This window comes from Algoriphagus lutimaris (genome assembly GCF_017051705.1).
GTDB lineage: Bacteria > Bacteroidota > Bacteroidia > Cytophagales > Cyclobacteriaceae > Algoriphagus > Algoriphagus lutimaris.
The window spans coordinates 2,196,756-2,218,409 of sequence record NZ_JAFIDJ010000001.1 but is presented as its reverse complement, the minus strand read 5'-3'; the positions used below and the strand labels follow the sequence as shown (position 1 = coordinate 2,218,409).

The window sequence follows — 21,654 nt, the reverse complement described above, 5'->3', positions numbered from 1 at the left end:
TCTTATCATTTGAACAACCATGAAATTCATGTTAAAAGTACTTCCTATTTATTTTGATGTTAGATTAAGTGATTGAAAATAAATCATATACAGTTGAATTTTTTTTTAATCCAGAATTTAGGTTTTCCTTTTCCCATGGAATTGGTTCAGGTTTGATAAAAGCTGTAAATTGAAAACAAATAGTAAAGTATGCGAGAAAAAATTTGGTATAGTTTTCCAGTACAACTTTTACTTCTACATCTCAGAAAAAATCTAGCTCTTATTTTTATTTGGGTGGTACTCTCGGGGATTATTTTAGAAAAGTTTGGGGTAATGTTAGGGATCCCTTTTCTTTTTCTAGATCCAGAATACTTGCATCATGTATCTTGGGTAAGCTTTATGATGATGGGGATAGGTTTTGCAGTATTGACCATGGCTTTCCACATGACTACCTATATCATGGATGGAAGCCAATTCAAATTTTTGGCTGTTCTTTCCAAACCCTTTATTCATTTCTGTATAAATAACTTCATCGTCCCTTTTATATTTTATTCTATTTACTGCATCAAATTTATCACATTTCAATTAGGGAATGATTTATCTTCAGAATGGTTTGTCTTTTATTATTTCCTGGGTTTTGCGGGTGGAAGTTTATTGTCTTATGCACTGATTTTTGGTTATTTTTCATTTACTAATAAGGACTTTTTTATTCTTTTTGCCGGCTCGGTGGATAAGCGGCTTCGAAAAGTCAGGTTCACTCGGGCCAATGTAATCAGTCAGTATAAAGAATTGAAGTCAAAACAAGATAAGGTCTTATACTACCTGAATTTGAACTTAAAATTTGAAAAGGTTCGTCCCGATATTTCTAGATTCGAAGGAACAAAATTGCTTAGAGTATTTGATCAAAATCACCTTAATCTATTTTTGATTCAGGTATTTCTTATACTTTTTGTTTTGTTTTTAGGGGTTTTTAAAGAAAATCCGATCCTTCAATTTCCCGCAGCAATGAGTGTGACACTCCTATTGGCCATCCTTGTCATGCTGGTGGGAGCAGTAAGTTTTTGGCTTAGAAAATGGTCGACGGTAGCAGTAATCGCTATGTTGTTTCTGGTCAACTATTTTTCTAATTTTTCTTTTTTGAATAGACCCCATGAGGCATTCGGAATCAATTATTCTGTCAAACCTGCCTTGTATAATTTACAAAGACTTGATCAACTTTTACATCCTGATACTGTGGCCAAAGATCGAGCGAGGACCATCAAAACGTTGACAAATTGGAAAAACAAATTTCCAGCAGAGGAAAAACCAAAATTAGTTATTGTTTCTGCAAGTGGTGGAGGACAAAGAGCTTCGCTTTGGACTTTTCATGTTCTTCAGTCCATTTATAATATTCAACAGGGGGAGGTCATCCAACATACGGAATTGTTTACTGGAGCCTCGGGAGGGGTGATAGGAGAGGCTTTTTTTAGGGAGATTTATCTTCGATCTCAATCGGACTCTACAGTTAAACCGATGGATCCGAAATACTTGGATCAAATTTCTGCAGATAATCTAAACCCAATCATTTTCACCCTTTTGGTCAATGATTTATTAATTCGAAATCAATATTTTGAATATAGAGGGTACAGGCATTTGAAAGACAGAGGATTTGCTTTTGAAAATCAACTAAATCTTAATACAGAAGGAGTGATGGATAAACCGATCTCAGCTTACAAAGAGCCTGAACAATCGGCTCAAATTCCAATGTTGCCAGTGACATCCTTGATCACCAATGATGGGAGAAAATTGGTGATTTCTCCTAACTCCATGTCTTACCTTGGAACATCAGTTCTTGGTAAAAGTGGAAAAGGTGAAAAAAAGCAATCCATCGATTTTGTTCGTTTTTTTCATGATCATGATCCGGAAAATCTTCGTTTTTTATCCGCCTTGAGAATGAGTGCTACCTTTCCTTTTATTACTCCAAATGTCCAATTGCCTTCCATTCCAGAAATGGAGACGATGGACACTGGCTTGGCAGATAATTTTGGGATTCAAGACGCGTTACGATTTATATACGTTTTTCAAAATTGGATTTCAGAAAATACTTCTGGGGTGGTGTTAATTACAATTCGGGATTCTGAAAAGTCCACAGAGATACCACCTACCGATCCTTCGAAAATTTTGGAGAAAATTTTTATCCCTCTAAAAAATATTTATTCGAATTGGGATAATGTACAGACCATTCAAAATGAAGTATTGTTTAATTACATGGATGAGTCAATGCCTTTTGATCTGGAAAAAGTTGAATTTGAATATGCGCCTGAAAAGGTACAGCCAGGAGAATTGAGTGGTAGTCAGGAAACCATGCAGCGAGCCTCTTTGAATTGGAGATTAACAGCAAGAGAAAAAAAGTCTATTCTTTCAAGTATTTATACTTTAAAAAATCAGCAAAGCCTAAAAAAATTGGAAGAGATTTTTGAAGATTCACACAATACTCTGGCAACCGATTCAATTCAATAGGCGATTCCAATTTTCTTGTATATGAAGTGCATCAGCCACGCAGGACCAATCAATAAGAATTGGATGTCTTTTAAAAAGGATGGTTTCTTTCCTTCAATTTTATGTCCCCAAAACTGAAATACCCAAGCAATCGCAAAAATAACCAAACTGATAAGCCATAATTTCCCCGGGAATTCCAAACTGAGAAAATTAGCCAAAGCCAAACAAATGGCGGAAAAGAAAAACATTCCTAGTGCCAGCGGAGGGGAAAGAGAAACATAATAAACCAAGACAATTGCCAAACCCAATGTGGCCCAATTGGCAAAGTCTTCTAAAAATGGAGCAAAGTCATGTAAGCTTTCGGAAGGGATAGCATAGATTAATCCTACGATACTGAAAAATATGGATGGTACGCAGATCCAATGAATAAATTTATTGGTTTGGTTTTGATGGCTTAAACCGTACTCCGTCAATAATGCATCTATTTTTCTCATGGTATTTTGGGAATTTATCAACAAGATTCATCAAATTAATAAATCAATTGATCATTTAAGGAGGAAAAAAGAAATGTTTAGCTACTGGGAGAGTAAAAATTTTTTAAAATACGATTTGGTTGTCATTGGGTCCGGGTTTGTGGGGCTTTCTACTGCAATTCATTATCAAAAAAAACATCCCAAAGCAAAAGTAGCGGTGCTTGAAAGAGGAGCATTCCCAAGCGGAGCTAGTTCAAAAAATGCCGGCTTTGCTTGTTTTGGTAGCCTAACCGAAATATTGGATGATTTAGAGAATATGACTCAAGCTGAGGTATTGGGATTGGTTAAAAAAAGGTACCGAGGACTCCTACAAATTCGAGAGAAATTTGGTGACAAGGCTTTAAATTATCAGGCATCTAATGGATTTGAGCTCTTGGAGGAAAGCCAATTGATGGCTGCTGATCGAATTGAAGAGATTAATAAAATGCTTCAACCTCTTTTTAAAAAAGAGGTGTTCTCCATCGTTTCCAATCATGATCGTTTAGGATTTTCTTCCAGGATGAAAATGGTGATCCAAAATAAATTTGAAGGTGAACTTGACCCAGGGATGTACCTAAGCAGCTTGTGGAAGCTGGCGGGAAAATTGGGAGTGAGAATTATCAGTGGCTTAAATGTCAGAAGTATAGATCTAGATTTGGGTACTATCTCGGTGGAGAACAATTGGGATAATGGACAATTTGAAATGAAAGGAAAAGAATTGGCTATTTGTACCAATGCATTTACCAAACAATTGTTGCCCGATACAACTTTGGAGCCTGGTAGAGGGTTGGTAATGGTTTCAGAACCCCTAAATTTTGAAATTCCATGGAAAGGAAGTTTTCATATGGATAAAGGTTATGTTTATTTCCGCAAGGTAGATGGAAGGTTATTGTTGGGGGGAGCTCGAAATATAGATTTTGAAGGGGAGAATAGTACGGCTTTTGAAATCAATCAAAAAATAAAATCTCACCTGAATAAGTTAGCGCATGAGGTGATTTTTCCCGATAAAGAAATTATCTGGCAAAAGGAATGGACAGGAATTATGGCTTTTGGAGAAAAGAAAACCCCTATTATTCAGGAAGTAGGAAAAAAAACAAGCGTTGCAGTAAGGCTAGGAGGGATGGGGGTTGCGATCGGTTGGCAAGTAGGAAAAGAGCTTGCAAAACTGATTTCCAAAAAATAAAATCATATTTTTTGATTAGATTCAACACTTAAATTCACAAACCAGCTGTTAATGGAAGGAACTATACGTGCCCCAAAGGTTTTTGACGCCCTTATCCCCTTAATTTTTTTAATAGTATTACTTGTTTTAAATATCCAGGTTTTTGGAACGGATGGACTATCTGGTTCCAACCAAATTGTATTGATATTATCTGCTACTGTAGCAGCCTTGGTCGCGATCGTTAGGTTAGGCTTTAGGTGGGAGACTTTGCAAGATGGTATTGTAAAAAGTATCAGTGCTGCCATGTCAAGTATATTAATTCTGTTCTTAATTGGAGCGCTGGCAGGGACATGGCTTCTAAGTGGAATTGTACCAGCCATGATTTATTATGGCTTAAAAATATTAAATCCGACCATTTTCCTTTTTGCGGCTTGTGTGGTAAGTGCTGTTGTATCCATCGCTACAGGTAGTAGTTGGACCACGGTGGCGACGGTAGGTGTTGCGCTGTTAGGCATTGGCAAGGCTCTGGGATTTGAGGAAGGAATTATTGCTGGAGCGATTATATCGGGAGCTTACTTTGGAGATAAAATGTCTCCTTTGTCAGATACAACTAATTTGGCTCCTGCGATGGCAGGTACTGACTTATTTACCCATATCAGGTACATGGCAAAAACGACAGTGCCTTCTATCACAATCACTTTAATAATATTTATAGTGATTGGCTTTAATTATGAAACAGTAGGCTCGGTTGAGGATGTTAAAGCGATCTCTGCAGTAATTTTAGAACGGTTCAATGTGAATGGTTGGTTGTTTATAGTTCCTTTGGTGGTATTAGTTATGATCATAAAAAAGGTGCCAGCAATTCCTGCTTTGCTTACTGGAGCTTTATTAGGAGGGGTTTTTGCTTTGATTTTCCAACCACAAATTATCTCCTTGATAGCCGGAGAAGATGGATCTTATGCTTACCAGGGATTCAAAGCAGTAATGATGTCTTTATATGGAGAAATAAGTGTGGTCACCAGTAATGATGTAGTTAATGAATTGTTGGTAACTGGAGGAATGGCTGGAATGCTTAATACCATTTGGTTAATTGTTTGTGCGATGGTATTTGGAGGAATTATGGAAGAAAGTGGGATGTTGAGAGTTTTGGCAGAGGCAATCATCAGAAAAGTACATAGAGTGGGTTCTTTGATCGCTTCTACTGCTGCGACCTGTGTGTTTTTCAATATTACAACTTCTGATCAATACCTGGCTATATTGGTTCCTGGAAGAATGTACGCAGATGTATATAAGAAAAGGGGACTTAAACCGGAAAACCTCAGCCGAACGTTAGAAGATTCTGCGACGGTTACCTCTGTCTTGGTACCTTGGAATACCTGTGGAGCCACTCAGGCTTCAGTTTTAGGAGTCGCTACATTGACGTATGCACCTTTTTGCTTTTTTAATATTATAAGCCCATTCATGACCATTTTATTTGGGTATCTTAAAATTGGAATAACGTATTACGAGAAAGAAGAAGTTTAGTATGATTCCTTTAAGGATAAGTAAAGATGAGATTAATCAGTTACCCCTCGGTCAATTTGAAGGGGAAATGTTTTTAATAGATGATTTGGAGGATGTAGAGGAGGCGGCGGAATTTTTAGCGAAGCAAAGGATCATTGGTTTTGATACGGAAACAAAGCCTGCTTTTAGAAGAGGAGTGATTAACCCGGTCGCTTTACTTCAATTATCCACTTCAACTCAAGCTTTTCTATTTAGGCTAAATAATATTGGGAGTTTTCCGGATTCTTTGAGAAATATTTTAGAAAAGGAGTCTATTGTGAAAGTTGGAGCAGCAGTCCATGATGATATTAAAGGGTTGGCTAAATTGACAGATTCATTTTATCCCCAATCTTTTTTTGACCTGAATGATGAATTAAAGAAAGTAGGATTCCATAATGTAGGGGTTAGGAATCTTTGCGGGATGGTTCTGAAAATCAGAATATCTAAAGCTGAACAAGTTTCAAATTGGGAAGCTGATGAACTTACGGAGAAGCAAAAACGGTATGCAGCCACAGATGCCTGGGCTTGTTTGGAGATTTTCGAAAAACTAAAGGAGGAAGGCTACTTAGATCCTCTTTTTAAGAAATAATTTCTAGAGACTCTATTTCTCCTAAACTTTCTAGTAGCTGCTCTTCAATTCCTTTTCTATATTCCAAAGACATTTTACAGTCCAGCATTAATTCTTGATTGATGATTTCCAATTCATGCGTTTTTACCAATTTCATGACCTCATTCATTGCTGGATAAGAAAACTTGATTTCTACCGAGGATAAAACTTGTTCTTCAATGATCTCATTTTCTTCGATCGCTAATGCTGCAGAAGTCTTATATGCCTGAATCAATCCGCTCATGCCAAGTTTTGTGCCTCCAAAGTACCTAACTACCACGATGAGGATATTGGTCAGGTTATTTGATCGGATTTGGCCTAAAATTGGATCTCCTGCTGAATGGTTAGGCTCTCCATCATCTACAGCACGAAAGGTGGTTGCATCTTTGCCAAGTACATAGGCATAGCAATGATGCCTGGCATCATAATAGGTCTTTCTCAATTCAGAAAGGTGATCTTTTATTTCATCTTCATTTTTGACTGGATAAGAAAAGTAAAAGAACTTACTACTTCGATCCTTATATAGCCCTTCGCTCGTTCTTTTGATGGTTAAATAAGTATCGTCTAAGTCCTCTAAATTCATATGGGTTGAGGTGATTTTTGAAGGTTATTGAATGGCTAAATTAGAAATTTAACTATTCAGTAACCTTGATTCCGTCTGATTTCTATTAATTTTAATTAATTGGGATTTTATAAAGATGATAGAATTGATTGCGAAAAAATTACCTTACTTAATAGACTTACCTGGCCATGTGTCAGAAACAGGGAAATTAAATTATTGGGATGATCGCACGCTCTTTCCATCTGGAATAGAACGATGCTTTTGGATATCAGATGTGAAAGCTGGGGAAACTAGAGGTAATCATGCGCATATTCAAGAATCTCAAGTGATCATCGCCATGGCCGGGGTTTTAGAAGTTGAGGTGACTCATGTAACCGGGGAGATATTAAAATTTAAGTTGCAGTCTTCTTCAACTGGGTTGTATATCCCTCCGTTAAATTGGGTTTCTATCATTTTTTCAGAGAGTTCTGTGTTACTTGGACTCTGTGATCAAGCATTTTCTGAGGACGATTTTATTAGGAATAAACAAGATTTTGAAAACTACCAATACGGAAATGAGTAAAGGATTTGAACTAATTGTTCAACCTTCAGATAGATTCATAAAGGATTATTTATTATCCAATATTTCAGTAAAGGGGAAGGTAGAAGCATTAGATTTTTTCTGGGAAAAGAAAGGAAAGAAAAAAGCATGGATTACTTTTTCGATTGATGCAAACTTAGTAGCAAGTTCACTTCCCTTGACCCCGTTTGGAGGGATATTTATTTTAGAAAAATTACATTCAGAATCATTGTTATGTTTTATTCAAAAGGTGCTTGACACTTTGAAAAATAAAGGTGTTACACAAATAGAAATTACTGGTGCTCCCAAACCCTATGAAGAAAATCATGATTTAATCGGCTACCTTTTACAAAAACAGGGTTTTGAGTTAAAGAATATGTTGAGCCACCAATTCTTTTTGGGCCGGAAAAAGATAAAGAAATGGGTACAGCAGGAATACTCCCGTTATCAAAAAAAAATGAATCAGCACCATGCTTTTTCAGCTAGTATTAATTCGATTACTAATTTTAATTTTTTGAAAGAAATCCGCCTTTGGAATGTTGAGCGAGGCTATGAATTTCAGTTGGATGATAATAGAATTATTATGCAGGTATCAGAATATCCGGAACGTTATTTTTTAATCAGTATTCTAGAGTCAGAAACACCTGTTGCTCATTGTTTAGCAGTTAAACTTTTCTCGGATTCCATCTATTATTTTCTTTCGGCAATCAATCCTAATTCATCTCTCAAAAATGGAGGTGAATTATTGCTGGCAAATCTGTTTAAATTGGCTAATGATGAAAAAGTCAAATTCATAGACTTGGGGTCCTCGGATTTAGGCGATGAGATAAACCATCCTTTGATGTTTTTTAAATCTAAATTTGCCAATGATATTTCAAACAAAGAAACCTGGGTAAAAAGCTATAAATATGAGAAGAGGTAAGTTGGTTTCTGTGATTTGTATATGCTACAATCATGAACATTGGATAGAAGAATGTTTGGAAAGTGTGCGATTGCAGGATTATCCTCAAAAGGAGTTGATCATTATTGAAAATGGGAGCTCGGATGATTCACTTCAAGTTATTCAAAAGTGGATTAAGGAAAGTGCGGGAAACCTGAAGGTAGAATTGATTTCTAATGAGGAGTCACAATCTTATTTGATGCTTTTTAACCAGGCGATTAGGAACTCGAACAGCCAATATGTGGTGGATTTATCTGGTGATGATGTACTTTATCCAGACCACCTCTCTTTGTCGGTAGAAATGTTGGAGATTTCCAGAGACGCAGCATTCGTTTTTTCAGATGCTTATATTTTGGATGAGGATGGGGTAGTCAAAACATTTTATGATAGGAAGACAGGAGGGGAATTAGTCAATGAAATAGAAGTAAATCATATCTATGAAATTCTTGTAAAAAGCTATTATATATGTTCCCCAACTATTGTGTTTGATCGGACTATTCTGATAAAAGAAGGAGGATATGATGAAAATTTAAGCTATGAGGATTTTGACATCCAAGTTCGACTAGCAAGAAAATACCCCTTGGTATTTTCTGATCATGTGGGAGTACTGAAGCGTAGGCTTTCTAATTCGTTGTCCAGCAGACAGTATATTCCTTATGAATCAAAAATGCTTCCAAGTACTTTGATCGTTTGTAAGAAAATCAAGAAGATGAACGAAACACCTTCGGAAATGGAGGCTTTGGGCAAGCGGATTTTATTCGAATTAAAACACGCTTTATGGTCTGCAAATTTTGAAGTAGCAACAGGTTTTATTGCCTTAGGAGAAGAGATTCACCTGAAAAGTTTAACATTTGTTATCTATAAATTCTGGGCTAGGTTTAAGTTTGATTTATCTTGGCTTTATACCAGAATCGGTTAACCTACTACTACCTCAACTAGCTTTTTATTTTGGTAATACTTTTGGGAGAGTTTCAGTAAATCCTCAGATTGAAATGTTTTTAAATAAGAGAGTTTGTTGAAATAATAAGATAAATCTAAGCCTGAGTGGTGAACCGCTCTAAATCTGTCCATTACATCAAAAGCAGAGCTAAATCGGTTCAACATCTGCCCAATCATGTAATTCCGAACTACTTCTAATTCATCATTTGCAACAGGTTCTTCTACCAATTTATTGATTTCAAAGTAAATTTCATCAATGACTTCCTGATAAAATGCCTTTTGTACATCTGCGGAGATTACCCAATATTCAAAGTTCCCAATTTCAGCCAAGCTGGAAAAAATACCATAGGTATGTCCTTTGTCTTCCCGAATGTTTTTGATCAATCGAGACCCAAAATAACCTCCCAAAATGGTGTTAAGTACAGAGAGCCCTATAAAATCAGGGTGGGATTTTGGAATGGAAAAACTTCCCATTCTAATGCTGCTTTGAACTGCCGATTCACGCGACTCTATCCATTGATAATTAGTGATGATTTCTGGAAAAAGAAGCTCCTCCGTAGGTTTTCTATTCGGGATTTTGGAAAGATCTTTTATTACACCTTTTAATTCCTGTTCTGAAAAATTCCCACTTATAAAGATTTCTATTCCCTGCCAGAGCAATTCATTGTAATAGAATTGTAAGCGGTCTTGGGTGACTTCATCCACATGAGATTCTTTTGGTTCTAATCCATAGGGGTGTTCAGGACCAAATAAAGCCTTTCTGAAAAGCTGGCTGGCTCTTACAGAAGTTTTTTCTTTTTCCAGTTTTAAGCCTAGCCTTTTTTGTGACTTTCTCTTTTCCAACGAATCTAATGGGAATGTGGCCTCAGAAAATAACTTTATAAATATAGGAAGGACTTTTTCCAAGTGTTTTTTGGTGGTTAACAACCCTAAACCCTCATGGGCAAAGGAAAGAATAGGGTTCACTTCACTTGCATGAAAATCAAAGAATTCTGCAATCTCTTCACTGGACATTCCTTTGAGTCCTTCTTGTAGCAGGATCAAGGTGAATGAAGGAATTAGATTATGAGATAATGGGAGAGATGCTTTTCGCCCTTTTCCAATGACTTCTATTTTTACAACATCCAGATTGGGAGTGTTATTGAAAAACAACTTCGCTCCATTATCCAACTTAGTATCAAATGGAGGAGTAAGTTCAAAATCCTCCGGAATTCTAAATTCAGGAGCTTTGGACCTATCTAATGGCATTTTTAATTTGGAATGGTGTAAAGAAGAGAGAATCTTAGCGTTTCTGCTAAAGGATGGTTTTGCTTTTGAGGAACTAAATAAGAGAAATCAAATCCAATTCTTTTTAAATCAAAGCCTAAGCCCATGGTGAAATACTTTCTGCCTCCCTTACTTTGATTTTCAAAAAAGTACCCGGTTCTCAAATTGAATTTTTCTGCATAGGTATATTCTACCCCAAAGGAGATTGTAACTTCCTGAAGTTCCTCGGAAAAACCTCCAGGAGCATCTGCAAATGATCCAAACATTCCTGAAATCAAAGGTCGATTAGGATCTTTTCCTTTGGCTATCACTAAATTACCATCTTCATCCGTTACCAATGTTCCGTCTTCGTTAGTTTGGTAATAGGGAGGCGTTGGAACCAATAATTTATTAAAATCCAATGCAAAAGTTAGAGTATTCATTGGGTCTAGATCTAAAGAATAAGCTGTTCCAATTCTAAAGTTCGTGGGGATATAATCTAAATCATCAGCGCTATTGTAGGTGATTTTTGGTCCAATGTTGGAAATGTTTACACCCCATGACCAGGTTCCTTCTTTTGCTCCTGCAAAAATTGGTTTTTGATAATAAAGTCCTACGTCTGTTCCTACGCTGATTCCAGGTCTACTTTCATTTCCTCCTGAAGAAGAAATATTTCCAGAAAGATTGGAATGGATAAACCTTGCTGAAATACCCAAAGCCAGGTTAGAAGACAGTTTTCTAGAGTAGGTTCCTCCAATTGCTATATCCCGAGGGTTAAACTCACCCAATGGATTCCCCATTCCATCTGTCAATTCAATGTCTCCCATATTGAAGTATCTCAACTCGAATCCGAATGCAGAAACCTCATCTATTTTTACAAAGCCCGTCAGATAACTTAATGACATATCATTGACAAGCTTTCCTAGCCATGGAGAGTAGGATAATGAAAACCCCATTTTATCTTCCACAAAAGCAAGTTTACCAGAATTCCAATGGGCTGAATTAGCATCTGGGGAGGTAGCCACACCAGCATCCCCCATAGCAGAATGCCGAGAGTCAGGTGCGAAATTTAAAAATGGCACAGCCGTAGTGATTACCCGCCTAGTTGGATCTTGACCTGATATGATGCTGCTATTTTGAGCAGAGGTTGTAAAACTAGCCAGGGTAAAAACTATTAGGAGTATGTTTATCCTGTTTCTAATGGCCATTATTTTCATTTAATAACGATTTGTCCGCTTACTGTTGCCGTCGAATTATCGGCTTCAGATTGAAGCGTTAATTTGTAAATATAAGTTCCTTTTGTGGGATATTTTGATTGGTTTTGTAAAAATATCCATGATAAATCATCAATCCTAGCGGATGCCTTGGTCAAACGAAGCGATTCAGTAAATATTGCCTGGCCTGTAGTTTGAAATATTGAAATTGTAATTTGAAAATTTTCACCTGGTCTATTATGCTCTAAAATAAAATTACTGACCTCATTCGTAGGGTTAGGATAAGTTTTGTGGTTCAGTATTTTCAACTGTTCGCTTCCTTTTACAAAGAACAATACACTTAAGTTACTTTGATTTCCCAAATTATCCCAAGCATTAATCAGAATCTCATTTTTCCCCTCAACAAATCCTTCTAATAAAATATCGATATAACCACTTTCAAAACTGTTATTTCGAGCAATAAACTCTTGGTTTAAGTAAATAGGTGTACCTCCATTGATCTCTACAGAAAGTTGATGTTCAGGCAATAGCCCTGAGATATCTATTCCACTCATATCCTGTAAATCAATATGAGCAAAAAGCGATTTGGAAGGGAAGCTATTTGATAAAGGATCTAAACCGTTTAATAATAATTGGATGGAAGGGCCTTCCCTATCAACGAATGCTTCTTCTGATTCTTTCGCAAGAACCTCCTCTGCTCCAAATGCCTCTAATTTGGATTGGCTCTCCATTGCGATGATTCTGATTCGGGCAGGGTGTTCCTTTTTACTTAATTTCCTGGGAATAAAAATTCCAGTTGTTAGCTCTCCATTCAAAACAAATCCTTCCCCTCTGAATAAAAGCACCTCTGATTCGTTGTAGGGAAAAGGAGGGTTTTCATCGCCGATGCTTATTTTATCAGATGGTTCACCCCAAACTTCTATTTGAAAATTCCCAGTGAAACCAATTTGGTTGGCTCCGCTCACAGGATCAATTATTGCACCTTTCAATACGAGTGCTTGTCCTGATACAAGTGAGTTTAGGGTGTTTCCAGCTAGATCTTCGATGGATATTAAATCCACTTGAAGCTCAGGCTGCTTCAATTTAAGGCTTGGATCACCTATAAGAGAGAAATTCCTATTGAATGGGCCCTTTAAACTATTATTTTTAGTGTTTTTAAATATCGTTCCAAGATCCTGATATCCATAAGTATTGGATTGGAAAGCCTCTTGAATAAAAGCCTCATTGACGGAAAAGTTAACACTGGAAAATACGGGTCTTCCTGTACTCAAAACAGCTATGGCTCCTTTGTCCGGAGCGATAAGTAATTCCTCTGCAGCGGATCTCAAAAAGGGGCTGTCTTGTCTTCCAAATTCACAAGTGGCGGTAACCCATAGGGCTAGATTCTTTTGTTTGGGCCAATCCATAATATCAGAAACTGTAAATACCTCTTCTGCAGTCAATGAGGTTTCATTTCCATGTCCTATAAAATTGAGAATGAGAGTTCCTTCTTCTAATGTTCTTTCTAAAGCTGAAATAGCTTGTGGAGATTTTTGGTTTGTTCCTTCCTGTACCTGTTCATAACTGTCCAGGTAGAGTTTTTTTTGTTGGATATAGGGATGATTTTCCACTAAATATCCTGCATGCTTTTCAGCATCCCGCATATGAATGTTGTTATCTCCGTCATCCACTAACAGCGAAATACCCTTTTTCCAAAATCCCGGCTCATGATTGCTTTCATAAGTAATGATTTTATTGACCACAGCTAAAGCCTCTTCTTTGCTTATAACTGGAAGCCGTCCCACTCCAATTTGCATCTTTTCATCTTCCTCTGAGCTTTCACCCCAAAAACCTTGGCCAATTTCCAATATGCCGAAGTAATCATCAGAACTGTAGGTAGTTAATGGGTTTAGGCTATTTCTACTTGAATAGGTGGGTATGATGTTGGGCCGTCCTCCCAATTTACCTTTGTAATCAAATGTCCCTTTACCAAAGAGTAATACATTTTTTAAGGAATTCGAATGATGATACCTACTGGCGATAAAATTCCTAATAGCTGTCAAATCTTGATTACCATATCCAAAATGGTCATATATCTCTTCGATCAATACCACTTCTGTAGAAATCCCCATCTCGATTTTGTGGGATTTTAGTTTTTCAGCGGAAAATGAAAAGGTCTTGGGTGCAATGATTATTAATTCTGCAGAATTATTGGATTCCGTTAACTGGTTGCTGATTGATTCAAAATGGTCTAGAGTAGGTACTTCTTTTGGATTAAAGGCGATAAATTTGTCGGCACTCAATTGGGTATTGAGCGCAAACTCTAAACGTTTTGGCTTAAAAAAATCACTTATATCCCAATAAGATAAATTAGGGTCTTTGATCAAGGAAATACTTTCGCTGTTCCAATTGTAATAAATTCCTGGCTCAAGGGTTTGGCTTGAAAATGGGATACCTACGCTGATATAATCCCAATATCCAGATGCACTTTGATCTGTAGATTTGAAGCTGGCACGGATTCGATCCAGTCGTCCATCCATGGGTGGAAATTCAAAAGAAAACTGATGCTCAATTCCTTTGATTCCATAGATGGTATTTGGGATCGCTTCAAACGAAGCCTTATACAATTCCTGATCATCTAAAAGAATAGAAATGGTAGAAGGAGCAGTGGATCTACTCATTAAGGTTCCAAATAATTTCCAATTGTCAGAATTTCCTGCCTGTTCAAAAACAGAAATAGTTCTCGAGCTTTGTGGTAAAATTGCTTCCGAATACCAAGTTCTTCCTGAGTTAAGAATATTGTTATCATCTCCTTTGAATGGAATCAATTGATAGATCGTTTTGGAAGCTGAAATTGATTCAGGAAGTTCAATAGTAGATACATCCATTGTTCTTTTTCCTACCCCAATTAAATAGCTTAAACTATCTGAATATAAATGATGCTTATATTCCCAATTGGAGCTATCGCCTTTTTCAAAAATGTGGGGACCTTCTAGGTAGATATAAAGTACTCCATTCTGAATGAAACTCGGTATTTCTTGTTTGTCTAATTTTTCTTCTTGAAGTAGCTGAGGAAGCATCCCTGGATACCCATAGAAGGAGATATCTGACAAAGAATTTGCTCCTAGCTTCTTAGCTTCCTCCTCGTCCAATTTATAAACTCCTGAATCAGATATTTTAACTGAATAGAATTGGCTTTGGGAAAATCCATCCCAAGTAAAAGAAATGCTTATGGCCAGGAATAATAAAAGCTTTTTTATCAAAAGTCTCATTTACTATTCATTGCATTTTCAACCACTGATAACCCAATATACGCAAGGATAATCAATGGGATGCCAGCTAACCCCAGCCAAACAAAAAGAATGAAACTGAGTGCAATTAGAGCATATCTGAAAATATTCTTAGAAAATGCAAATGATTTGAATTTCAGAGCAATCAAAGGGATTTCAGAAACTAGCAGAATTGCCAAAATAAGGGCAATTCCCACCAAGATAAACGGAGAGGTGATTACTGTTCCAATTTTTGTCCATTGAATAGCAAAATGCGGAAGGGTAGCCACGAATAATGCAGCGGCAGGAGTAGGTACACCTATAAATCGGTCTGATTGTCTATCATCTAGATTAAATTTAGCCAACCTCAATGCGGAAAATAAGGGAAGTATTAAAGTGCCATAAGGTAGCCATTCAATTTGGCTGGTACTCTTGGCCATTGCAAAAAGGATAAAGCCCGGAAGCACTCCAAATGAAACAAGGTCAGCTAAAGAGTCTAACTGTTTACCCAATTCACCCTGAACTTTCAAGAGTCGGGCAGCAAATCCATCTATAAAATCAAAAAATGCAGCCAATAAGATAAACCAGGCCCCAGAAAGAATATTCCCTTCTAATACCCATACGATCCCAATCAGACCTGATAATAAATTTAAAAGGGTGACCGTGTTTGGGATATGTGATTTGATGTTCAAAGCATTGCTTTTTGTCCCACGAATGGGTTGTTGATTTTTTCAAAACCAATGGTTGTTTGCGGACCATGGCCAGGGTAAATGATGGTTTCCTCTGGCAGTCTGAATAATACTGACTTGATTTTACTGATCAATTGGTTGTGGCTTCCTCCAGGAAGGTCTGTTCTTCCAATACTTCCTTTAAAAAGGGTGTCACCTGCAATTGCCTGCTGAGAATCCTCATGGTAAAATACTACATGTCCAGGTGCGTGACCTGGGACAAATAGTATTTTCAATGTTTCAGTACCTACTGTGATTTCATGTCCTTCGATAAGAAATCCATCTGGTTCGCTTCCTTCGTACTTATGGAATCCATAGTTTGGAGCATACACTTCCACAGATTTAATCACTGGGATTTCTTTTTCATGAATTAGTAAGGGAACGCCAAAAGTATGTTTTGCCCAGGTGTTTCCTAACACATGATCAATATGACAGTGGGTATTTAGGATTTGCTTTACTGAGATTTTATTTTGTCTGATAAAATCCTCAAGTTCTTGTTTTTCAGAATCTTCATAACATCCTGGGTCTATAATAACCCCTTGCCCTGATTCATCATAAAGCAGGTAGGTGTTTTCCTGGAAAGGATTAAATGTAAAAGACTTGATGTGAAGCATAGGATTTGTCTGTACTAAGGCAACAAAATAAAGAATTATACCTTTAATTTGAGTCATGGAAATTGATTTTTTACTGATTGGTCAAGGGCTAGCTGGAACAGCCCTAGGATATCGTTTATTAGAATCGGGTAAAAGTATAAGAATTATCGATCAGCCCTCGGGAAATCAATCAAGCAGGGTAGCCGCTGGATTGTTTAATCCAGTGACGGGGAGAAAAATGGTAAAGACCTGGAATGCAGATTATTTGTTTCCTGAACTTCATTCGTTTTACAAGAGACTGGAGGAAATAACCGGCCAATCTTTTTTGGAAGAGCAGCCTATTTACAGGCCCTTTTTATCCATTGAAGAACAGAATGAATGGATGGGGCATAGTGCTGATGAGGGATTCCAAATTTATTTAAAGGACATCTATACCGAGAGCCAAAGTGATTCGTTGAATGATTCATTTGGAGGGGTGTTGCTTAAACAATCGGGTTGGTTGAAAATAAATGTTTTCCTGAATGCCATGCAGAGGTATTTTGCTGAGAAGCTTCAGCAGGAATATTTTGAAGAAAATGAATTGAGAAAAGAGGAGGGGCATTGGGTATACAAAGGCATCAAGTATAAGTCCATCATATTTTGCAATGGTTTGGGAGCGATGAAGTCTTCGTTCTTTAATTATTTGCCTTTTGCACCTGTGAAAGGAGAAATATTGGAATTGAAACAAGCCTTCTGCCCTGATTATATTGTAAATAGGGGCGTGTTTAGAGTTCATCTGGGAAATGGAATTCACCGGGTTGGCTCTACTTACACCAAACATGACCTGGATCAAGGTCCTACTGATTCTGCCAAAGCTGAAATTTTAGAGCGGCTAGGAGCTTTAGTAAAATTACCTGTAGAGGAAATTATTTCTCATAAAACAGGTATTAGACCAGCTACTAAGGACAGAAAACCATTTTTGGGTAAACATCCTAAGGAGCAAAGCGTTTACATATTTGATGGGTTTGGAGCGAAGGGTGTTTCTTTAGTTCCTTATTTTAGTAAATTAATGTGTGACTATTTGAAAGGGCAGTCTTCACTACCCAATGAAGTAGACATAGCAAGGTATTTTAATTATATTTAAAAAAAACATCTTCAGCAATACGAATGCGATATCACCTGTTACGAATATTGATTTTTGCTGGGTTATGGTTGAATTCATTTTTTGTTCTTGCTCAATTTGATCAAGAGAGATTTGGAAAGAACAGGGTTCAGCACCAGCAATTTGAATGGTACTATTTCACCTCTAATAACTTTGAGGTGTATTACTATGACCGTGGTGGAGCAAATGCAAAAATGGCCATTGAGTTTTTGGAGGAAGAGTTTAATAAGCTAACTCAAATGATAGGGTATGTGGCATATACCAAACCAAAGATTTATATCTACAATTCTCCAGAAGAACTATTGCAAAGTAATCTGGACGTCAATAAAATGGAATTGTATGAAGAAGGTCAGACTGATTTTAACCGTTTGATTGCTGAAGTTTCATACAAAGGGGAGGTAGATCAGTTTAAAGAAGATATTTTATATGCTACTTCAAAGGTGATCATCCAGGAGATGCTATATGGATCTTCAGTGTCCGATGCCTTCCAATCCAATTTAGTCAATGCTTTTCCGGAATGGTATATTGACGGGATTGCTTTGTATTTGGCAAAAGGGTGGAGTTTAGAAATGGATGATTTTGTTCGCCACTATTTACAAGAAGAGGAAAATCCAAAAATCTTAAAATTAAAGCAACATGAAGCGGCTCTTGTAGGGCAATCTATTTGGAACTATATAGCAGAAAGGTATGGGCGAAGATATATTTCCAGTATTTTGAATCTATCAAGAATCAACCGAAATGAGGAAAATAGTATCGCCAATACGGTGGGCCTGAATTATGATACTTTTACCTCGGAATGGATGAAATATTATAAGACCATCAATCAGCAGGTCTTTACAAATTTCAAAGATGTAGACAGATCAAATGCAGTAGCCTCTACTTCTTCCAAAGTAATGGGAGCCATAAGTGATATCAAATTTAGCCCAGATGGTCTGAATGTAGCTTATGTGATTAATAATGGCGGTCGCTATAAAGTTCAGATTAGGGAAGTGAGTTCTGGAAATGAACGCACTTTGTTGCAGGGAGGGGCCGTGTATAAAGACCAGGCTCCAAATTTAATATCTCCAATAATTGCTTGGAAGGATTCCGCAAATCTAGCTATTGCATCATTCAAAAGAGGCTTTACAACTTTAAGATTAAGATCAATTGATGGTAGTAGTCAAGACAAAATATTTCTGAGAAATATTACACAGATTTTAAGCTTAGATTTTAATGAGTCTGGAAGGAATATGGTGCTTTCTGCTATATCCAATGGGAAATCCGATATCTATACCTTAAATACAAGAGGAGCTGGTAAAAGGTTGACCAATGACATTTTTGATGATCTTACGCCTACATTTTTGAATGATTCCACTATCATATATTCTACGAATTACACTGAATTATCCGATTCGGTAGATGTGAAGGAAATGGATTTGAGCAGTTTACCCAACGCATATAATCTTTACCTCATGGAAGTAGGAGATACTATTGTGACTAGAAAGCTTACTAATACCAATAGTAAAAATATTCTTCCTAGAAAATTGAATGGAAATAGTGTAGTGTTTTTGAGTGACCTCAGTGGGATAAATAATTTGATGAGATTGGGGATTGGATCTCAAGTTGCCAACCAAATTTCTGGGTTTAATAAGAGTATTGAAGTATTTGATGTGAGCAGTAGAATGAGCAAGATTGCTTACGCAGTGAGAGATGGAAGAGAAGTATTCCTAAAGATTGAAAATTATTCCAGCGCCGATCAGTTTACTCCAAGTACTCCAAGAATCCAATTGGAACAAGCTAAATCGCTGAATGAACGAATTGCTGCCAGAAGATTATTGGAAGAGAAAGCTCAGGATCCAGTGGAAGAAAAACCATCATTGGAATTGCCTGTTACAAAGGATACGGTTACTGTCAAAGTAGATACCACTAAAAAAAACATCTCTACTTCAATCAACTTGGATAGATTACGATTTGAATCCAAAAATGGTATAAATACAGAGAATTACACATTTGATTCACTTCCAAACCCAACTATTGCCAGCGAGAGAATAGGGTCAGAAGGGAGAGATAATAAGATTAATTTATTAGAAACTTTTAGAAAGCAGAGCTTGCAAAAAAGAGTTTCCGGGCCAAGGCGAATGGAACCTCAGTTTTTGACAAATAGTATCAATACAAGGTTTGTAGTAGATCCGTTGAGAGGTTTTGGGATTAGTTTTACAGGTAGAATGACTGATCTCCTAGATAACCATAAATTCTATGCAGGAGTGATGACTACCTTGGATTTTCGGTCTGGGGGAGATATTTTCTTTGAATATGAATACTTAAAAAGCAGAATTGATTTTAGAGGTAGGTTTGATCGAAGAACCATTCGAATATCTGAAGGAGATATTACTTTCCAAAAGTATGTTCTTACGAAAGTGGAAGCAGGGTTTTCTTATCCATTCAATATTAATGCACGATTTATGTTGGCACCATTTGTTGCCAAAACTCAATATTTTAACCTGAATTCTGACTCTCTGATTCTTGGTCAAGATCCGGATCAAAATAGGTTTGATGTAAATTATATTGGCGGAAAAGCTGAATTTGTTTTTGATAAAACAGAACCCATTGGTCTGTATTCCCAAGCTGGATTTAAAGGCAAAATAGGATACATGCAATACCAATCCTTGAATAGATCTTCCCGTTCATTCGGGAACTTCTATCTGGATTTGAGAAATTATCAAAGAATTCATAAAAACATTGTCCTCGCATCCAAATTATACGCAGGTTCATTTATGGGGAATAACCCTCAAACCTATATTGTGGGAGGTATGGATAATTGGTTATTCAATGAATTTTATAGACCTCCATCCAACAGGCCTGAAGCTTCTCCAATCAGGAATCCGACAGGGATAGAAAATTCTAATATTTTATTTGCAGATTTTGTTGATCTAAGAGGATATGATTATGATGAAATCCGAGGGAGGAATGTGATATCTTTTACTACCGAGCTTAGAGTGCCTATTTTCTCATACTTAAGTAGAGGGAATATTACTTCAAATTTCATTAGAAATTTCCAATTAGTTGGCTTTTACGATATAGCTTCAGCTTGGAATAATTCTGCTCCTTGGGAGAAGGTAAATGATCAAAACACTGAAGTAATTAATACGGAAGGCTCTCCTTTTACCATCACGTTAAATAATTTCAATAATCCTTGGTTACAAAGCTATGGGGCTGGACTTCGCACTGTTTTGCTAAATTATTATGTAAAATTTGATGTGGCGCAACCTGTTCGAAATTATAAAAATGAAGATCTAAAGTTCTATGTAACTTTGGGGATTAATTTCTAATCATCAAAACCAATTATGATCAAATCGATGACCGGCTTTGGAAATGCCGGATTCGAGAATGAGAAGGTTATGATCCATGTGGAGGTCAAATCTCTCAACTCAAAATTCTTGGACCTTTCCATTCGAAGTCCAAGACAGTTTTCGGATAAAGAACATGAAATAAGAAACCTAGTACAGGGAGTTTTGGATCGTGGAAAAGTAAGTGTGTCCATTGAATTTTTATCCAAAAGCTCAAAAGAATTGCCTGTTTCTATCAACGAGGAGCTCTTTGAAACGTTCTATAGGAAGTTTAAAGACATGGCTCAATCCGTGGGTGATGATTCTCAGGATTTATTCAAATTGGCTCTTCAAGCCCCTAACGTCATCAATAACGTGACGACGGAAGATGAAGACGAGGCCCAGGAATGGGAACAGGTCATGTCTGTGTTGGCGGATGCTTTGAAAAACTGTGATAACTTCAGAAAAGATGAGGGGGCTTCCTTGGAAGAAAAACTGCAAGGCAACCTTGAAAGTATTGCTCAGAACTTATCCTATATTATCAATGAGGAAGGGCAGCGAAAAGATAAGATCAAACAGAAAATCAGAAATCATTTCAGCGAATGGTTGGACGAAAATTCGTTTGATGCCAATCGGTTTGAGCAGGAACTCATTTATTATTTTGAAAAACTAGATATTACCGAAGAGCTTGTTCGTTTAGATACACACCTGAAGTATTTTTCCAAAATCATGAAAGAAGAGAAAAATCAAGGTAAAAAACTGGGATTTATTAGCCAGGAGATCGGAAGAGAAATCAATACCATTGGTTCGAAGGCCAACGATGCAGGTATTCAAAAATACGTGATTTTAATGAAGGATGAGCTCGAAAAAATTAAAGAACAATCCATGAATGTGTTATAA

General features: G+C 36.9%; 17 protein-coding genes. 10 read left to right on the top strand and 7 right to left on the bottom strand.

Features of this window, described 5'->3' with window-relative positions:
- The first annotated feature begins 312 nt into the window (after nt 1–312).
- Nucleotides 313–2,478 (top strand): patatin-like phospholipase family protein, encoded by a 2,166-nt coding sequence (locus JYB62_RS09085; RefSeq protein WP_317194648.1) that lies wholly within the window; start codon nt 313–315, stop codon nt 2,476–2,478.
- Here JYB62_RS09085 and JYB62_RS09080 read toward each other — a convergent pair.
- Entirely contained in the window at nt 2,472–2,951 is a 480-nt protein-coding gene (locus JYB62_RS09080; RefSeq protein WP_205645073.1) for an Mpo1 family 2-hydroxy fatty acid dioxygenase, read from the bottom strand. The two genes, JYB62_RS09085 and JYB62_RS09080, sit on opposite strands and share 7 nt — an antisense overlap.
- 73 nt (nt 2,952–3,024) lie before the next feature.
- Here JYB62_RS09080 and JYB62_RS09075 point away from each other — a divergent pair, with 73 nt between their 5' ends.
- From JYB62_RS09075 to JYB62_RS09065, 3 genes are read left to right on the top strand one after another with little or no spacing between them, the layout of a single operon-like run.
- Nucleotides 3,025–4,152 carry an NAD(P)/FAD-dependent oxidoreductase gene (locus JYB62_RS09075; RefSeq protein ID WP_205645072.1) on the top strand — a complete coding sequence of 376 codons (1,128 nt, stop codon included), beginning with the start codon at nt 3,025–3,027 and terminating at the stop codon, nt 4,150–4,152.
- Nucleotides 4,153–4,203: 51 nt separating this feature from the next.
- Nucleotides 4,204–5,655, top strand: a complete 1,452-nt coding sequence (gene nhaC, locus JYB62_RS09070) for a Na+/H+ antiporter NhaC (protein WP_205645071.1) — start codon at nt 4,204–4,206, stop codon at nt 5,653–5,655.
- 1 nt (nt 5,656) lies between these two features.
- Complete coding sequence (locus JYB62_RS09065; protein ID WP_205645070.1) at nt 5,657–6,262, top strand: 3'-5' exonuclease; 606 nt, start codon at nt 5,657–5,659, stop codon at nt 6,260–6,262.
- Here the strand turns inward: JYB62_RS09065 and JYB62_RS09060 are convergent.
- Nucleotides 6,252–6,863, bottom strand: coding sequence for an IMPACT family protein (locus JYB62_RS09060; RefSeq protein WP_205645069.1), 612 nt, complete (start codon nt 6,861–6,863; stop codon nt 6,252–6,254). The two genes, JYB62_RS09065 and JYB62_RS09060, sit on opposite strands and share 11 nt — an antisense overlap.
- A gap of 115 nt (nt 6,864–6,978) precedes the next feature.
- Here JYB62_RS09060 and JYB62_RS09055 point away from each other — a divergent pair, with 115 nt between their 5' ends.
- The 3 genes from JYB62_RS09055 to JYB62_RS09045 are packed head-to-tail and all read left to right on the top strand — an operon-like array spanning nt 6,979 to nt 9,260.
- The gene (locus JYB62_RS09055; protein ID WP_205645068.1) at nt 6,979–7,404 is read left to right on the top strand and encodes a sugar 3,4-ketoisomerase; all 426 of its coding nucleotides are present in this window, start codon (nt 6,979–6,981) and stop codon (nt 7,402–7,404) included.
- Nucleotides 7,397–8,323, top strand: a complete 927-nt coding sequence (locus JYB62_RS09050) for a hypothetical protein (RefSeq protein ID WP_205645067.1) — start codon at nt 7,397–7,399, stop codon at nt 8,321–8,323. Before JYB62_RS09055 ends, JYB62_RS09050 begins: the two co-directional genes overlap by 8 nt.
- Nucleotides 8,310–9,260 carry a glycosyltransferase gene (locus tag JYB62_RS09045; protein ID WP_205645066.1) on the top strand — a complete coding sequence of 317 codons (951 nt, stop codon included), beginning with the start codon at nt 8,310–8,312 and terminating at the stop codon, nt 9,258–9,260. Before JYB62_RS09050 ends, JYB62_RS09045 begins: the two co-directional genes overlap by 14 nt.
- On the opposite strand, the gene JYB62_RS09040 is transcribed toward JYB62_RS09045, so the two are convergent.
- The 5 genes from JYB62_RS09040 to JYB62_RS09020 are packed head-to-tail and all read right to left on the bottom strand — an operon-like array spanning nt 9,257 to nt 16,386.
- Nucleotides 9,257–10,528, bottom strand: coding sequence for a M16 family metallopeptidase (locus JYB62_RS09040; RefSeq protein WP_205645065.1), 1,272 nt, complete (start codon nt 10,526–10,528; stop codon nt 9,257–9,259). The two genes, JYB62_RS09045 and JYB62_RS09040, sit on opposite strands and share 4 nt — an antisense overlap.
- A 2-nt stretch (nt 10,529–10,530) precedes the next feature.
- Complete coding sequence (gene porV, locus JYB62_RS09035) at nt 10,531–11,742, bottom strand: type IX secretion system outer membrane channel protein PorV (RefSeq protein ID WP_205645064.1); 1,212 nt, start codon at nt 11,740–11,742, stop codon at nt 10,531–10,533.
- Nucleotides 11,739–14,990 (bottom strand): type IX secretion system sortase PorU, encoded by a 3,252-nt coding sequence (porU, locus tag JYB62_RS09030; protein WP_205645063.1) that lies wholly within the window; start codon nt 14,988–14,990, stop codon nt 11,739–11,741. The genes porV and porU overlap by 4 nt, the downstream gene beginning before the upstream one ends.
- Nucleotides 14,987–15,679: a CDP-diacylglycerol--serine O-phosphatidyltransferase gene (gene pssA / locus JYB62_RS09025; protein WP_205645062.1), complete on the bottom strand. Its 693-nt coding sequence runs from the start codon at nt 15,677–15,679 to the stop codon at nt 14,987–14,989. The genes porU and pssA overlap by 4 nt, the downstream gene beginning before the upstream one ends.
- Nucleotides 15,676–16,386: an MBL fold metallo-hydrolase gene (locus JYB62_RS09020; protein ID WP_243431480.1), complete on the bottom strand. Its 711-nt coding sequence runs from the start codon at nt 16,384–16,386 to the stop codon at nt 15,676–15,678. The genes pssA and JYB62_RS09020 overlap by 4 nt, the downstream gene beginning before the upstream one ends.
- Here JYB62_RS09020 and JYB62_RS09015 point away from each other — a divergent pair.
- Genes JYB62_RS09015 through JYB62_RS09005 form a run of 3 tightly spaced genes read left to right on the top strand, consistent with a single transcriptional unit; the run spans nt 16,385 to nt 21,654 of the window.
- Complete coding sequence (locus JYB62_RS09015) at nt 16,385–17,431, top strand: NAD(P)/FAD-dependent oxidoreductase (RefSeq protein WP_205645061.1); 1,047 nt, start codon at nt 16,385–16,387, stop codon at nt 17,429–17,431. The genes JYB62_RS09020 and JYB62_RS09015 overlap by 2 nt on opposite strands.
- A gap of 23 nt (nt 17,432–17,454) precedes the next feature.
- Nucleotides 17,455–20,757 (top strand): biopolymer transporter Tol, encoded by a 3,303-nt coding sequence (locus JYB62_RS09010; protein WP_205645060.1) that lies wholly within the window; start codon nt 17,455–17,457, stop codon nt 20,755–20,757.
- Between the two features lie 15 nt (nt 20,758–20,772).
- Nucleotides 20,773–21,654, top strand: a complete 882-nt coding sequence (locus JYB62_RS09005) for a YicC/YloC family endoribonuclease (protein WP_205645059.1) — start codon at nt 20,773–20,775, stop codon at nt 21,652–21,654.